Below are 14,246 nucleotides of genomic sequence, written 5' to 3'. Positions count from 1 at the left end.
CCCTCCGTTATTTTCCGTTAATATAAACCTCTTCCTCCGCTGATATTGGGAAGTCTGACCAGGCTTTCTGACGAATCATGTCTCGGATGGCCATTCTTTCCTCAAAGTTCTCGGTTTTGTTTATAACGAAATCCTCCAAGGCTTCAACCTTGGTATCAAATGTGACTCCATAGTCCTTCAGGTAAGTAGAAGAATCGATGTAACCGCGGATCGTGCGAGACTCTTCCCCTTGATTCTCGATAGTAATAAGCTCATCAATGGCTTTTTTGCATGCTTCTAGAAAATCGAGGGCGTACGAGTCGGTCAGACCGGTCTTGGAAATCAACATGGCGCGGAAATCCTGTACATATGGCAAATGAATAACCGCTAAGCGATCTTTGAATGCACTGTTTAGAGATTTTGTACCAGCATAGTGATCACCAATGTTTATCGATCCTATGAACAAACTGTGCTCGTGTCGTTCGATTGATCCAATGTCTGAAGACGCGAGCTGACGGTTTTCATCCAACACAGAATGGAACAAGGATGTAACATCACCGTCGAGCATGTTCAGCTCTGCATAATGAACTAATCCACCGTGTTCAATGCAAGTGGCGAAAGCGGATTTCTTAAAGACGACTTCAGTCCCCTTATCCCCTTGAATCAGTGTATTCTCTCCTACAATAGAAGCTTTGGTCTCATTTCCATTACCTGTTTGTAGATAAATGGGGTACCCAAAAATCCAGGCAAGGGTGGAGACTAAGGTATCCTTCCCGGCCCCCTTATCCCCTACAAGCAATAGATCTTTTCCCATGAGAAGATGACGTAATGCACGGCCCAATGTTTCTCCGATATAAGGTGTCTTGGGCTTTTTTGGTGCAACTGCCATATCGGTAAGAGCAACTTTAGTGAATACTGCTTCACGTATTTGCTGGAGCTGGAGAATCATCCGATGACTGATTCCGGTATTCTCCAAATACTCCTTTACATCTGCCCAATCCACTCTCCAATCTCTTTTAGGAACCGAAGAAGTCGTATGAGCGGCAGCTGCAGTAGCTACTGAAGCTGAGGTAGTTGCTACCAACGGTGTGGGAGCGGGTACCGATGGTATGACTTCAACCTTATCGGAGATGTCTGTATAGGCAGATTGTGGAATATTGAAATCTGTAGGAGCACTTGGTGCCCCGAGCAAAGTAATCGGTTTTCCGCTGCCAAGCAGTTTATTGGCAATGACTCCAGCAATCACAAAATGAGCGCATGAAGATCCACCAGTTGTTGCCTCACAAGTGTGGATGAAGCGTACATCGGAAGGCGTAACTTTAATAAAGGAAGGCTGCGTCAAGTTTTTATACGTGATTCGGTAGTAAATAACGTCCGCGCCGCTTTCCTCTACTTTCGCTTCCTCTACCTGTGAAACATATCGAGCAACTTTATCTTGATAAGCAACAAAGGTGTTTGCCGGTAGATTAACTCGTTTGTATGTGATTTTGGACATCATTTCTCTCTCCTTTAGGTTGGTCATGTTGGATTCATACGTACAGGTGACAATTTAAAAAGCCAAAAGCACCTATAATTAGGACCTTTGGCTTGACACACTAACTACTGATTTAAGTCGCTTGCCGCTTCTTATTCACACTTATTTAAGTATTCAGCTGCTACTTCGCCTTCGTAGTTTTGTAAATCAACAACGATTCTGTCGTGCAGACTATACTCATCTGTTTTCAGTATATAAACAGTTTTATCTGAGCCGATGTTAAAAACAACTCGATCACCTTTTTTCAACATCCTCAATTCCTCCCTCTCATCTGTGCTCCAATACCACCAAGACTAGTACAAAAATTCATCGTATTTGTACCAGACCCAATCGGGAAAATATCAAAATTCCCACTCTATACATATTGAACAGAAAGTATCCAAGTACGATCGGATAGCACCGCTGAGCACGATAAAAATAGATTAAGCAGATCTTCTACCGTTTTTATTTTCAATTTCAATTTTAGCTTTACCAAGTCTGAGAAAGCCGGTTTGTGAATTGAACCAGCCTTTAACGTTGATAACGAAACCAGGCTGTAAAGTCAAAGAAAATTCTGCTTTGTCTTTCGGCACGATCACTTGGACAAACGATTGGTCTTCCATCATTGCTTCAAACTTCACTGTGCCATCCTGCTGCTGTTCTCCAATGCTTTGAACCAAGAGCCGGAATGGTGAAGGTGAGTTTGTATTGGCAGCGGAGTTTCCTCCTGTTGGTGAAGCAGGAAGATTCTGCCCGGTGACCCCGTTACCGTGTTTTTGCTTATCGTTTTTGAATAATGCCGCAATATCGGATTGGAAAATTCCAAACCAGCTCATACTCTGGTAATAATCCCGATATGTATCCGGGAGTACGACGATGCCGTTTTCATGACTTTCAGGCTGAAGATTAAAGTGCTTAAGAACAGTCTGATATGTCGAATGTTTTTTCGAAATGGCACTTAAGCGGCTGCTGTAGACATCACTAGCTACCCCAAACCATGATGCACATTTCTTAAGAGCATCTGTCATCGCGCTTTTCTTCGCATCTTCAAATGCTTGACCTGTAGGATCGCTCTCGTCTCTTTTGATCGTCATGGTATCATTTCCAAACTGGCGTCGAGACACCCAACGGTCTCTATCTTGATCGTAAATGCGCAATTCTCCCAGTATAGAAACTGATTTATAATCCTGATTAACATCAATAGAGAGAAGCTCCATTTCCCAATTTAACATTCCTATTACTTCGTTTAGTCGCTCTACCACTGATTGTGCAGAGATATAAACCTTCCCTTCATAGTTGACGCCATATTCATCATATGAAAACGGAAGATTTAACTTATCAGAAAGCGTGGAGTGATGATTGTTAACAGTCATGCTAATCTCTCCTTTTGGTTATTATGATTGGTTGCTTCATGACGAATGAGTAGATTCTTTCCGTCAATCTTGCTTAGAATCATTTCCAGTGGAATCAGGAAGTCCACAGCACTTTTTAAAAGTCGAGCGGGTTGCTTTCTGCTTACGATCGCCCCAACCTTTGCTCCATTTTCTTGAGCTCTTTGAACGGCTGGAACTAAATCTCCGTCTGCCGAAAAGATAAGGAGTAGATCGTACCGCTGTAAGCTGAACCGATAAAGGTCCAGTGACAGTGCAACGTCTACTCCCTTTTCAATCAGCACGCCGTTTTCTTCATGACAGTAACCACGAAAAACTGTGATGTCGTCACGTTCGAGTGCTTCAAAGAACCTTTTCCGATTATAGAAACGCTCAAGGTTCATCTTTTTCGGAGGCAGGGCCCCATAGAATTGATGAGCAATCTCTACTCGGTCAAACTTAGCTGCTAATAGATCCTCTACAGCTCTAAAAAAAGCACTCCAGGGCCTAATTCCTTCGATGTTTAGTCGATGAAGTTGAGAAACCGCATTCATTTCATCAACAAGGGTGGCAGCTTTCATCAGGCAACCACCTCCCCATTTACATCTAAAGAGAGTTGTCTTCCTTCAAAAAGCAGTGATGCCACATCGACTGCATGAATAGGAATCGCCGTTCCTGTGTGTTTGTCTAACTGCAGTACCCACTCATCTTTAAGCGAAATGGCGGCAACTGCAAAGTCTGGGTGATGCTTTTTAAGCCTGAGTGCATCTACCTTTTTAAAACCCTGCGTTTCTAGTTTCTTTCGTGGCAACTCCTCGGGGAAGAAGAGCTTGAGACTCTTACATTTACCAGAGGTAATCGTTTGGCAGAAATGAAAAATGGAACGAAGACGTTCTTCTTTCATTTCCTCCACATAGACATTGACGATGTCAGAAGAATACCGATTCGGAATCATCATGACCTTCTCTCCATAAGGCGAAACTGTTTGTTTCTCAATTGGATGACAACTGAACCAGTTCATTTCAAGACGCATACTAGGGACAACTCCTCTCATGTGATGTTGGTTATTTTTGGGCATAAAAAAAATCCACTACCCACAACAGAAACCAAACCAATCTCTCCATACGGAGAAAAAGACTACAAAATTGTAGTTTGGTCGCTCTTGTAGAAGCGGATTTACTAATTAATTCAATACCAGACGCGTGTCCGATACGAGTAATGGAATTAGAATAAAATATATGAAAATTATACCATAGAGTGTGTATGTGGTAAATAAAAATGCTGGGCCTGCACCGCAGCTCAGAGGAATTAGAAGCAGGGATAGTGATGTTAATCCATTCAGCAATGACATTCAGGTGATCGCTTACAATCAGGAGCGGGATGGGACTCTCACAGATAAAAAATAAGGTCCCTTAAAAGAAGGGACCTTATCAAGAGACTTAATTTGCTTTCATCGTCCATTTAATAGGAACTACCAGTTCACCGACCGGGAGCTGCCCTTGTGCTTTCCACACCACATCAAAGGCGGTCATTTTTTCTTTTGGTCCAACAAAATTTGCGTCTCCATCCGTATTTTGCGAGGTCATGAAATCAGTAAGTTTTTTTTCTGTAGCGTCAATTCCCGTAACAGACGATCCATTCAATTGCACGGATAACAAGTCGCCTTCTGCCGATCCCCATTTAATTCCGGTTGGATTCAAGGTATTCGCATAGAGAACACCCTTTGTATTACCACTGTTCTGGATAGCAATGTTAGGGAAAGAGATTTCCTGAGTGCCGCCAGCTGTTTTACTAATTACCTCGGGGATGTTTGTTGTACCCGTAATTGTTAATCCGATTGTAGCCTCAACAACTGTTAGCGTGAAGTTTGATGTGGAGCTTACATCAGCAGGTGCTGCCGATGCTGAAAACGGGGTAAGACTTGCCAATAGTGTCAATGCTGCCAAGATGCTCTTTTTCATTAAGTTACCTCTCCAATCATTATTCTTAATAAGTTAATTTTTGAGTATTCTCTTACCAACTACGGTATCGAATCTGGAATTGATAATACTTTAATCTCAAGCTTCATGATTGTTCTCACGTTGCCATAGCCCTTTACTTTTGAATACGCGCCCTATTACTTTGCTTTTATGACAAAGATTTAACTCGATTTGATTACCCATTGTATCGGCATGGACAATTCTCCAAGCGGCACTCTATCTGTGAAATGAAATACAAGTGATTGAATATCACCAATGTATTCGCCGGGTCCGACATATTGCTTATCACCATCTGTGTCAAACGCTTCCATCATATTGACTAACTGGACCTCAGACGGTACAGGATTCTGATCTGCATCGTACAGAATGTCTGCAGAGCCACCTCTACCAACTCTTGATTTCATCCAAATATAGCTAAGCTCCTCTGGGCTTTTTCCCAGTGCTGTCCCTGTTGGGGTTAATACATGCCCATAAAGCACACCCTTTGTATTTCCAGTGTTTCTAAAAGATAAATTAGAGAATTGGACCCAAGAAATTGGATTAGTAGTATCACTGGTATTTTGTATCACTTCACCAAGGTTCGTCTTTCCGGCTATATTTAGACCTAATGTCTCTTCAACGACTGTTACTGTAAAATTTGAGGTTGTACTTGTGTCGGTAACAGCGGCTTCCGCTGAAGGTACAAACAGGAGGCAGCCAGCTAAGGTAGTATAGATTAGCTTTTTCATGATCGTAGTTCTCCTCTCTTTGACTCATAATCAAAAGACTGATGTTTATTGAGGCTTCAATGTCCATTTCACAGGCATCGAAAGTTGTCCAACAGGTAATCTATCTTTAACGGAGAAGACAACGTTAAAGGATGTCAGTTCCTCCCCAGGACTAATACCACTTGGATCACTGTCAGAATTAAGCTCACGCATCACATCCGTCAGGAGGTTCTCAGATTGGGAAATAGCTGCTAGTTCGTTGTTTCCGTTAACTATTGAGACGGCTATCAAATCCCCCTCTCCATTCCCAAAGGAGATCCCTTGTAATTGACCAACTTCAGCATAGAGATATCCCTTTACAGCTCCATGATTTGAAACTTTTAAACTAGGAAAGCGGATTTCGGGAGCACTCTTTCTAGAAATCTGCCCTAGATCTGTGCTACCTGAAATATTGAGGCCAAGTGACTCTTCTACAACTTCGACCGTGAAGTTTGTAGTTGTTGAGGAATCTGCTACTGATGCGCTAGCATACATCGGTATGGACAGTAGCAACAATAATGTGATGATCGTTTTCTTCATCCTGCATCCCCCTCTTATTCTTGTTCTATTTACGTAGTTACTTCCACTTGAGGTTTAGGTCGGTTCTTACGTTTTCTTATGAATAGTCCGACAATAATTCCAAGTAGCGCAATCAATATTAACCCTTGAACGTACACTTTGTTCTTAACATAGTACATCCACTTATCTGCTAAAGTACCTTCTATCAAGTTGTAATTAAATTGGAGTTCTACAGCTGGATTGTGCTGTATTCCCTTTCCTTCGTTTTCTGTGGCAGAGACCAGTATTTTTCCTTCTGTTTTACCTGGCTCCATTGTAAAGTCTGGTTGGATTGAAGCCTCTAAGAACACCTTTTCTTGCGGCTTCAATATGAGGGTGTTCTTCTCTACTGTTATACCTCCCTCGGTAGAAATCACTACCTTCTCCCTAACTGTTCCGGTGTTTTGAATAAAAAGCTTATTGATTCTAACCTCATCACCCTGCTTAACATCTTCTTTGATTTGTGCCTTGGCTGGTCCCGCTTGTAAGCCTACCGAATCCTCTGCAATGGCTGATGGGACTACTATTAATAAAAGAGATAATAACAATGATGCGGAGAATGATTTTTTCACTTGTAGTGCACCTCTTTTGGAAAATTCACAGTTGTCTTGTATTCATCAATCGATTGAATTTTCAATTATGTTAGAAAAGCATGTCAGAACACTTTGAAACTCTGCTTCATCCTCAATATCATGTAATTCTTGCTTTCCATCGATTACTTCCACTCTTAAGATATATAAATTGCCTTGTTCTTCCCCTTTTATGATGGCGTAAGAGCTGCCGTTGAAAGTAAGCAAGTATGCAAAGGAGGCATTGAACTTCTCAATATAATCACCAGTCAATACAATTTCAACGGGCGTTAAACTATCTGACATTTGGTTCATCGTCTAGGCTCCCATATTCTTTTTGGGACAAATGAAGGGAGATATCCACTTTCGAAGCGGAATCTCCCGCAAGTAAAAATGTAGAATCGAACATTACTCATCAAAGAGTTCTTCCTCTACGTTCAATGACTGTTGTGAAAAGTATTCAGTAGCCTTCATTCCGGGATAATCTGATTGAAGGAAAGGGATGTTAGAGACTATGTACTTTTCTTCGGCCCGAACCCATTGAATGAATGTTTCTTTTGATAATCCTTGCAATAAACGTTCGTCGGTTGTGTAACGGATCTGAATATCAGGCATGTACAAATCAGCTAACTTTGCAATAAAGGGTATGCGGGCTTCTCCATCGACAACAGCAATCAATCGAGCGGGTTTTTGGTACTCCGGTAAAAGTGTATAAGCATCTTGTATTTGTATAAACCGCCTCTTGGTCTTGGTAACCCAATCGGTACCGGGCCTAATCGTTTCCAACCAGAACAACTTAAAATCTCCCGCTTCCTTAATTACCTCAATAGAAGCGGCTGGATAGAAGAACGTTGAATTGGATAAACGGATCTGAGGGCGCCGTTGCCAGGAGATTAACCGATCAATCCGTATCAGCTCCGAGAAAAGTTCATTGGCTACAAGGTCCAAGAAAAAGGTGTTCATGTTGGGGCCGCGTCCAGTTGAAAAAACGATGGGATGGAACCAAAAGTCTTCCTTCAATTTCTTATGGAATAAAATTTGAACCGCTTCCGCTCCTGCTCGGGTCAATCCGTAAATCAATGGCTTTTTTCGTCCATCTTGGATCGGTGACGTCCAAGAAAAAGCGCAAATAATTCCCCGTTGCCGGCATTTTTTTAAAAAATTCACGAATACTTTGTCAGTCGGTTGGTTCTCAGGAAAGACAACCCGTTGAATTTGATTACGCGTTGCGACGCGGTGTTCCGAAAGATATTCAAGGAGTTTGATTTCCCTCTCCGTAAAGGAATGGTCAGCCAAGCGATCGTCTAACCAATACATGCCATTACGTGCCCCTACATTCGGCTCATAGTACACCATCGTAGCATATGGGTCACTAAACAGGCCGAAAGGTGACCCATCCGGCAATAGATAATTATAAATGTCGGATGGGCAGGTCAAATGGGCATATGGATTTGTAGCGGGAACAGGTGGAGTGGGGTCCAAGGAAGAAGTAGTTTTCCCCTGTATAGGGCCTGCTCCCTGACTCCCTTCCTCAAATTTAAGCAGCTGATTCATCGGATCAAACCTCTTCGACCGTAATTTTGGTGGCGCTCTTTCCCAATAGCTCGATTTGGAATAACCACGAGTGCCTTAATCTGGCGTTTAATTATGTCGATGTCAGTAAGTTTGATATTTACTTCTTGGCCCCTTTTCAAGCGTTCACCATTAACTCGTGGAGGAAAATTAGTCCGCACCGTGAGTCCTGGTTTCAGTTCGATGAAAAGACCGTGCTCCGGATGGACTTTTAAAATGGTACCTAGATAGATTGAACCTTTGTTGAAGTGTACGATATCGGTCCAAGGGTCTCGTGCCACGAGTCGGCTGGAAACTTCAATATGCCCGTTTTCGGATACTGCTTCAATCTGTTCGCCAGTCTCATTATTCTTCAGGTATTGCTCGCCTGGGCGAACAACCTTTGTAATTTTTACTGTTAATGTGTCGCCGATTTCAACCTCGTCACGTAGATCTTCTACGAATGAGTAGCTGTATTCTTCACGAGGAAGAATGCAATCAACACCATCAACAAGCAAATAGATTTTAAATGGATCTACACCGCGAACAAAAGCGTCAACTTGTTGATTTTCTTTTGCGTTTTTCCAGAATCGAGCTGATAGAGTTTCAAGAGCCTTGATGCGGTTTGCTAGGAATTGCTGATTTTCCACGTAAAATTCATCTACCACAAATTCAAAAACTTTTCCTAAAAAGAATTGCAAAGATTTGAATTGATACTTGTCGATATATGTTTTTGGAAGAAAACCATAAACACCTCCTCGGTATTCGAGCTTCAGGCACTCCTCGCGCACCTTGTCGTTTGAAATAGTCTCGATACCAATCGCTCGGGCATAAAGAACCCTTCCAGTTTTCTTTGAATCTTTAATGTCGGCCCAACCTAAGGAAAAGTCTGGTGCTTCAAAGGCTTCGGGATTAAATGATGTCATTTTACTCTCACCTTTCTATATAGATGGTTCAGAACACAAAAAGGCACCGCTTCAACACAGGAGAAACTTATGGCTAGTGCCATATTCTCTGTGATGAAACGGTGCTTCCGTTTCGTGATCGATATTTACCCTCATCTTACAAAATAAGGGCGTTTGTCGTCAATAGATAAAAAATCGGAGTAACTCGTTTTTTAAATATCATCTGTTACGTTTTCATTGATTACTTTTATGTGCCGGGCAGCATACTGTTCCTGTCGATGACTACGTTTCTCCGAAGCGTATCCCATATCAGATGAACTATCGTTATTTACTTTCAGGTTGTCGATGGCAAATTCCTCATTTACCAAATCGTCTAATAGTGCTGTTTCATTTGATGTATTCTCGGGGAATACTTCAAGATTTGAGTTCACATCTTCTATTGTCCCGTTTGCCTCATGAACTGTCGTCGCAACTTCATTTACTGCCGTCAATAATTCGTTTAGGCGGATTTCCATGGTTTGGTCAATTTCCGAGTGTGCAGGTGATTGTATTTCTGATTGTGACGGTAGCTCATGAGGATTAAACGATTCATCATCTTTGGATTCGTGGTGAGCGGGTGAGGATGAAGTCGAGTCTACCAGTACCCAATCAGGATTACTTTCAACCATTTCCGGTTCTTCGATTAAATGAGGAGCTGGATCATTGTCAAAGAGATCATCATCGGGTCCGAAATTTACTTCCATGTCTTTTGGAACTTCTAAATTTACCGCGGGTTCAGCAGTCTCTGTGATTTGTTCATGAACAGCATCCTCGGGCTCCATTGTAGCTTCATTCGTCAAGGAGTTCGAGACTATTAGTTTGTAGAGTTGTAAGTGATCACCAATTTTTAACGGCTTGTAGTTTTTTGTTTCTAGCTCAATCTCACCTATATTCACGAATTTCCGTAAAAATTTTGTCTCGTTCACGAAAAGTCCAAATGCATGTTCAGGCGGCCGTATAGCCGGCTGCTCATTTGCTTCAATTTGATCTTCAACGAGTTGCACGATGAAGTGTTTAAAGGGCAATTCTTTTATTTGAGTAGGTGTAAACCGTGGAGCCATGACTCTCGTGGTGTTGTAACGGTATCCCCAGGTTTGGTTCGGCATCGTTACTGGTGTAGTCGATTCATTAAGAGATTCTTCGATTACTGCTTCTTCACCGAATTCATTTGAAAAACGTTCATTATCATCATATGTTCCCCTTCCAAAGACTGTCTTATTTGAGGCGGATCCCATAATTGTATTGGAGTACCCTGGCAAGACTTGTTCAAGCTGACCAAGGTCTTGAATCGCAATTAGTGTACCAACCAAATAGGAGCGACCGAGGGTGAGAAAACGTGAAAATGCTTCGTTAATGTACAATGGAAATTCATCGACATAAAAGAACACTGGGCATCTCTTATACCCTGTTTCTGGTGATGGACGGCGAAAAACCGCAGATTGAAACTGTCGGATAAAAAACTGTCCAAACATTAATGACAGTTCTTCCAGTTCACCAAGGGCTGTATTTACCAGGAGAATACCGCCTTCATCAAGAAACTTGTCGAGATCAAGAACCTCGTCACCTTCTTTCGGGGCCATTAAATCGCTCAACATATCATTCATTACAAGGTCATTCAGATATTTTTTGGCTCCCGATACAAATTTGTCTTTTTTGGAATCAACCATTTGTTTCCCGCCATGACGGTGCCCTTCAGGGTAAAGAAGTGGTAGTCGATTCCCTTCACGATCTGAAATGTACCTGTACTCTAATACTTGGTTTTCAAAGTAAGAAATAATTCGGTCATAAAGAGTGAGTGTTGCACTTTCTTGCTTCGTAAGAGCTGGATTATCAATCTGGCGATTCAATGACGAGCGGCATTGCTCGGTAATGTCTGCGAGGTATCTAGGATCGTCGTACATAGCTTGAAGGTGAGTGACGATATTGAAGTCATCTCCAAACCTCATCTTCCCAAGCATTGTATATAAACTCGCTGTTTCTCCTTGTTGTCCTTTAAAGAATTCGTCTTGATTTGCGGTTAAAGCCATAATTGTCGAGCGGAATGTTTCAGCTGCCTTTTGAAGCGGGCCATATACTGGATTGTATTTAACTGAGCGCATTAAGTCTGTTGGATCCACTACTTTGATTTTGCTATTAGGGATCCCCAGCTTGGTTGCAATTTTAAGGACATCTCGAACTAGGTCACCTTTTGGTTCTAATACAACAACCCCCATTTTCTTCCCTCTGGCAAGCCTAATCAAATCCTGTACGATTCGAATAAGGATGGTGGTTGAGGTTTTACCGGTTCCTGTTGCACCGTTAACAAGTTCATGTAAGTATCGAGCTGATTCGTAAAGTACGATTGGTTTTTTGGTTTTCGCATTCCATCCAACAATTACATCACAAGAATTGTCTTTTAGGTTGAAACTTTGACTTGCCAACAATGGGAACTCCCAAGTGAAAAATTGCTTTTGTAAGTCTTCATTCATGAAGAACTGTTTTATTTGAGAGTATATGGCTACCGCACTAATAAATACGGGAACACCCATGAGAATATAGCCAAGGCTACTCATAGACTTAATAACCAAGTATGAATGAGGGGCTGTTATTGAAGAAAACCAATCGAACATATTAGCCTCGATATACCATGCAAAAAAAGCACAATACAAGCTTAAAAATGCTCCGCCATTTAGAATCAGAGACCAGGTTCTTCCCCGCTTCGTCCTCCAACTCCAGATTACCTTGTATCCTTTAACGATCGAGAGGGTAACAGTCGAGTAAAGCCAAGTCAATATTGGGAGATTGAATACTACCAGTAACCAAGGCAGCGTCCATGTATCTAATTCGATGTAAAAAAGATCCATAATGGTAATGAGCCATGAAGGAGGTTTTTCTATGAATAAGGATAACGCAGATGCTGGTCCTCCTTTCTCGTGAGCCCATTGCGATAAATAGAGAATCAATCCGGAGTAACCCAGAAACAGATTGAAAATGGTTAGTACTGTTACAAACGTCGTATGAAAATATAGCCGATACCATTCAAGAATTCGTTCTCGATTATCTACCCAAAATTTCTTGTAAAAGGCTGCTAAGGGTGGAGCCACTGGTATCGCCTTCTTTTGTTCTGACATAACTTCCCTGCCTTCCGTACCATTGTTATTACTCACTTCGATCCCTCCTTTAAAAACAAAAAAGCACTTGGAAATCTTACATAGGAAAAAACCTAGTAAGATCCCAGTGCTTCTGAGAAAGAAAACTCTTAGTTTTTGAATTGGCATGAATAGTATAGCAAAAAGTTCAAAAGTCTAACAAGGGAGATTGTAAATACTTGATAGTGAAGCGGGGGTTCTTACTGTGCTCCCTTTATTTGCTCAAGTCTATACAAAATTGGATTTCTGACTTGTAGTTTTTCACCTTTTGAATTGTACCAAACCGGCGAATCCGAGCTAATGTCCATCCAAAGGGCATTGCTTAATTCGTGATTCACCTCATTCAAATGATGTGTATACGGTGTTCCAAATGTATAGGTAAATACAGGGACGATTTCTTTAGCTGCTTTGAGAATCTCAATACTTTCGTTTTGGTTATCTAGCCATTTTTTAAACTCACGAATAAGAATTGCTGGTTTTGAGTCAAGTCCGCAGCAATCTAAGTAAAGGTAAATATGAGGATAGTCGGGATCCTGGTTGTAGTTAAAATATGCGTTGCCATACATCCAACCACGAGAAGTGTCAACAGACAGCATTTGTGTGCCGTTGTAGTTACCATCAATAAAGTAGTATTTGATTAAATTCTTAAACATTAAGAAGCGAGCATTTTTCTGGGTATCGGTCTCGCTTAGTAATATTTGTTCAACGTCTGTTACTGAACAACTCTTTAGGTTGATCAGGTGGCTATATTCAAATAGTTGTTCATGAAAAGCATTTGAGAGAGTTTGCCATCTTCTTCGTTGGCCATAATCTCCTCTTTGCCTTGCTTCCGAAACGAAAATGATTCCGTTTGGTAGGGAGCGGGACTCATCGCCTGTGGATGAAAAAAACCTGGCATATCCTTCAAATTTTTTACGTAGGTGATCGCTCCGTTCGGATGCGGTATCAATCTCTATGTAGTAACGTTTTCCATCAATTATTATCTCGGCATCCGGTCGAAAATGAGCATTTGCTTCTTTCGTATCGTTAATGAGTTCATTTTTTTTGACTACATATTGTACGTGAGCATATCGGTTGTCGCGGTAGTTAAGGTCTACATCTGGAGTTATGGAAGTAACTCTTTCACAATGTAGAAAAAAATCGGTTAGTAAAAGATGGTGTACCAGCCGGGATAAAGGAGGCTTGTATTTCTCATACTCAAAGTCTCCATAATCATCGTTAAATCCTGATCCTATATACTCTACAGGAATATCAAGGACATTTTTTGTAAATTCTAATCCTTCTTTTGTTAGATAATAAAATTTTGTTCGTCGGCCATGATTTACATGTTCAATCAAACCTATTTCCTCTAGGTCATTCATATGCTTTCGTAGTGTTTTTAGCGGGGTACGGATAGAAGGTTGAATTGCTCCTTCAGTTGAAGCGAAGTTACTTTCTAACTGCTGTGGATGGAGAGAATAATATAACTGTTCTATCGTAATGCCACGATACTTGTACAATTTTACGAGAATGCTTGTTTTTCTTGAATCTTTGGAAAGCGTTGAGTTTGCTGCCATGAGATTCAGTCCCCCTACTTTTGAAACATGCAAAACCCACAATATTAACTCACGGTTTTGACTTTCAGAAAAATTTACCATTCATAATAGCAAAGCAATGCTGCTAAATCAATGTTTGTACTTGCGTATCTAGATGCGTCTTTAAATGCGTTTTTTGATGCGTGCGTACGCATTTGAATACGCAGTTAAAAACGCATGGTAGTATTCCAGGTTAGAAGCTGTGAATGGAGACTGTTAATCTAACTAGGTTGATGGGAACGAATAGAAGTTTTGATGGGGAATGGTAAGGAAAGTAAGTTGTTAAGTATGAATAGTAAGCCACGTAAGAGTAAGTACACAAAAGCAGAGTTTGT

Annotated in this window: 14 protein-coding genes; all 14 read right to left on the bottom strand. The window is 41.3% G+C overall.

Features of this window, described 5'->3' with window-relative positions; all coding sequences use genetic code 11:
- Positions 1 to 7: 7 nt before the first annotated feature.
- The 14 genes from AB1L17_RS22520 to AB1L17_RS22455 all read right to left on the bottom strand — a co-directional run bounded on the left by AB1L17_RS22520 (position 8) and on the right by AB1L17_RS22455 (position 13,893).
- A complete protein-coding gene (locus AB1L17_RS22520) occupies positions 8 to 1,474 on the bottom strand; it encodes an AAA family ATPase (protein ID WP_412848887.1) in 1,467 nt (488 codons plus the stop codon).
- Between the two features lie 131 nt (positions 1,475 to 1,605).
- Entirely contained in the window at positions 1,606 to 1,764 is a 159-nt protein-coding gene (locus AB1L17_RS22515) for a hypothetical protein (RefSeq protein WP_412847467.1), read from the bottom strand.
- Positions 1,765 to 1,935: 171 nt separating this feature from the next.
- On the bottom strand, positions 1,936 to 2,865 hold the full coding sequence (locus tag AB1L17_RS22510) for a Rad52/Rad22 family DNA repair protein (protein WP_412847468.1): 930 nt from the start codon (positions 2,863 to 2,865) through the stop codon (positions 1,936 to 1,938).
- Positions 2,862 to 3,443: an NYN domain-containing protein gene (locus AB1L17_RS22505; protein ID WP_412847469.1), complete on the bottom strand. Its 582-nt coding sequence runs from the start codon at positions 3,441 to 3,443 to the stop codon at positions 2,862 to 2,864. The genes AB1L17_RS22510 and AB1L17_RS22505 overlap by 4 nt, the downstream gene beginning before the upstream one ends.
- Positions 3,443 to 3,895: a hypothetical protein gene (locus AB1L17_RS22500; RefSeq protein WP_412847470.1), complete on the bottom strand. Its 453-nt coding sequence runs from the start codon at positions 3,893 to 3,895 to the stop codon at positions 3,443 to 3,445. Before AB1L17_RS22500 ends, AB1L17_RS22505 begins: the two co-directional genes overlap by 1 nt.
- Before the next feature lie 406 nt (positions 3,896 to 4,301).
- Entirely contained in the window at positions 4,302 to 4,823 is a 522-nt protein-coding gene (locus tag AB1L17_RS22495; protein ID WP_412847471.1) for a hypothetical protein, read from the bottom strand.
- Positions 4,824 to 5,002: 179 nt separating this feature from the next.
- A complete protein-coding gene (locus AB1L17_RS22490) occupies positions 5,003 to 5,569 on the bottom strand; it encodes a hypothetical protein (protein WP_412847472.1) in 567 nt (188 codons plus the stop codon).
- Positions 5,570 to 5,614: 45 nt separating this feature from the next.
- Positions 5,615 to 6,127: a hypothetical protein gene (locus AB1L17_RS22485; protein WP_412847473.1), complete on the bottom strand. Its 513-nt coding sequence runs from the start codon at positions 6,125 to 6,127 to the stop codon at positions 5,615 to 5,617.
- A gap of 29 nt (positions 6,128 to 6,156) precedes the next feature.
- Entirely contained in the window at positions 6,157 to 6,717 is a 561-nt protein-coding gene (locus AB1L17_RS22480; RefSeq protein WP_412847474.1) for a hypothetical protein, read from the bottom strand.
- A gap of 45 nt (positions 6,718 to 6,762) precedes the next feature.
- Positions 6,763 to 7,029 carry a DUF1292 domain-containing protein gene (locus AB1L17_RS22475; protein WP_412847475.1) on the bottom strand — a complete coding sequence of 89 codons (267 nt, stop codon included), beginning with the start codon at positions 7,027 to 7,029 and terminating at the stop codon, positions 6,763 to 6,765.
- 93 nt (positions 7,030 to 7,122) lie between these two features.
- Positions 7,123 to 8,268: a replication-relaxation family protein gene (locus AB1L17_RS22470; RefSeq protein ID WP_412847476.1), complete on the bottom strand. Its 1,146-nt coding sequence runs from the start codon at positions 8,266 to 8,268 to the stop codon at positions 7,123 to 7,125.
- Complete coding sequence (locus AB1L17_RS22465) at positions 8,265 to 9,191, bottom strand: S1 RNA-binding domain-containing protein (protein ID WP_412847477.1); 927 nt, start codon at positions 9,189 to 9,191, stop codon at positions 8,265 to 8,267. Before AB1L17_RS22465 ends, AB1L17_RS22470 begins: the two co-directional genes overlap by 4 nt.
- Before the next feature lie 191 nt (positions 9,192 to 9,382).
- Positions 9,383 to 12,355 (bottom strand): type IV secretory system conjugative DNA transfer family protein, encoded by a 2,973-nt coding sequence (locus AB1L17_RS22460; RefSeq protein ID WP_412847478.1) that lies wholly within the window; start codon positions 12,353 to 12,355, stop codon positions 9,383 to 9,385.
- Between the two features lie 182 nt (positions 12,356 to 12,537).
- Positions 12,538 to 13,893 carry a replication-relaxation family protein gene (locus tag AB1L17_RS22455; RefSeq protein WP_412847479.1) on the bottom strand — a complete coding sequence of 452 codons (1,356 nt, stop codon included), beginning with the start codon at positions 13,891 to 13,893 and terminating at the stop codon, positions 12,538 to 12,540.
- Between the last annotated feature and the right edge of the window lie 353 nt (positions 13,894 to 14,246).

This window comes from Brevibacillus jepli (assembly GCF_047229145.1).
In the GTDB taxonomy this organism is placed as follows: Bacteria; Bacillota; Bacilli; order Brevibacillales; family Brevibacillaceae; genus Brevibacillus.
This window is presented reverse-complemented; position numbering and strand designations above follow the sequence as displayed.

What these genes read in the sequence shown, in the direction of transcription:
- AB1L17_RS22520 (WP_412848887.1), bottom strand. Translation starts at nt 1,474, where the DNA reads ATGTCCAAAATCACATACAAACGAGTTAATCTACCGGCAAACACCTTT.
- AB1L17_RS22490 (WP_412847472.1), bottom strand. Translation starts at nt 5,569, where the DNA reads ATGAAAAAGCTAATCTATACTACCTTAGCTGGCTGCCTCCTGTTTGTA.
- AB1L17_RS22500 (WP_412847470.1), bottom strand. Translation starts at nt 3,895, where the DNA reads ATGCGTCTTGAAATGAACTGGTTCAGTTGTCATCCAATTGAGAAACAA.
- AB1L17_RS22475 (WP_412847475.1), bottom strand. Translation starts at nt 7,029, where the DNA reads ATGAACCAAATGTCAGATAGTTTAACGCCCGTTGAAATTGTATTGACT.
- AB1L17_RS22455 (WP_412847479.1), bottom strand. Translation starts at nt 13,893, where the DNA reads ATGGCAGCAAACTCAACGCTTTCCAAAGATTCAAGAAAAACAAGCATT.
- AB1L17_RS22505 (WP_412847469.1), bottom strand. Translation starts at nt 3,443, where the DNA reads ATGAAAGCTGCCACCCTTGTTGATGAAATGAATGCGGTTTCTCAACTT.
- AB1L17_RS22495 (WP_412847471.1), bottom strand. Translation starts at nt 4,823, where the DNA reads ATGAAAAAGAGCATCTTGGCAGCATTGACACTATTGGCAAGTCTTACC.
- AB1L17_RS22470 (WP_412847476.1), bottom strand. Translation starts at nt 8,268, where the DNA reads ATGAATCAGCTGCTTAAATTTGAGGAAGGGAGTCAGGGAGCAGGCCCT.
- AB1L17_RS22485 (WP_412847473.1), bottom strand. Translation starts at nt 6,127, where the DNA reads ATGAAGAAAACGATCATCACATTATTGTTGCTACTGTCCATACCGATG.
- AB1L17_RS22465 (WP_412847477.1), bottom strand. Translation starts at nt 9,191, where the DNA reads ATGACATCATTTAATCCCGAAGCCTTTGAAGCACCAGACTTTTCCTTA.
- AB1L17_RS22510 (WP_412847468.1), bottom strand. Translation starts at nt 2,865, where the DNA reads ATGACTGTTAACAATCATCACTCCACGCTTTCTGATAAGTTAAATCTT.
- AB1L17_RS22515 (WP_412847467.1), bottom strand. Translation starts at nt 1,764, where the DNA reads ATGTTGAAAAAAGGTGATCGAGTTGTTTTTAACATCGGCTCAGATAAA.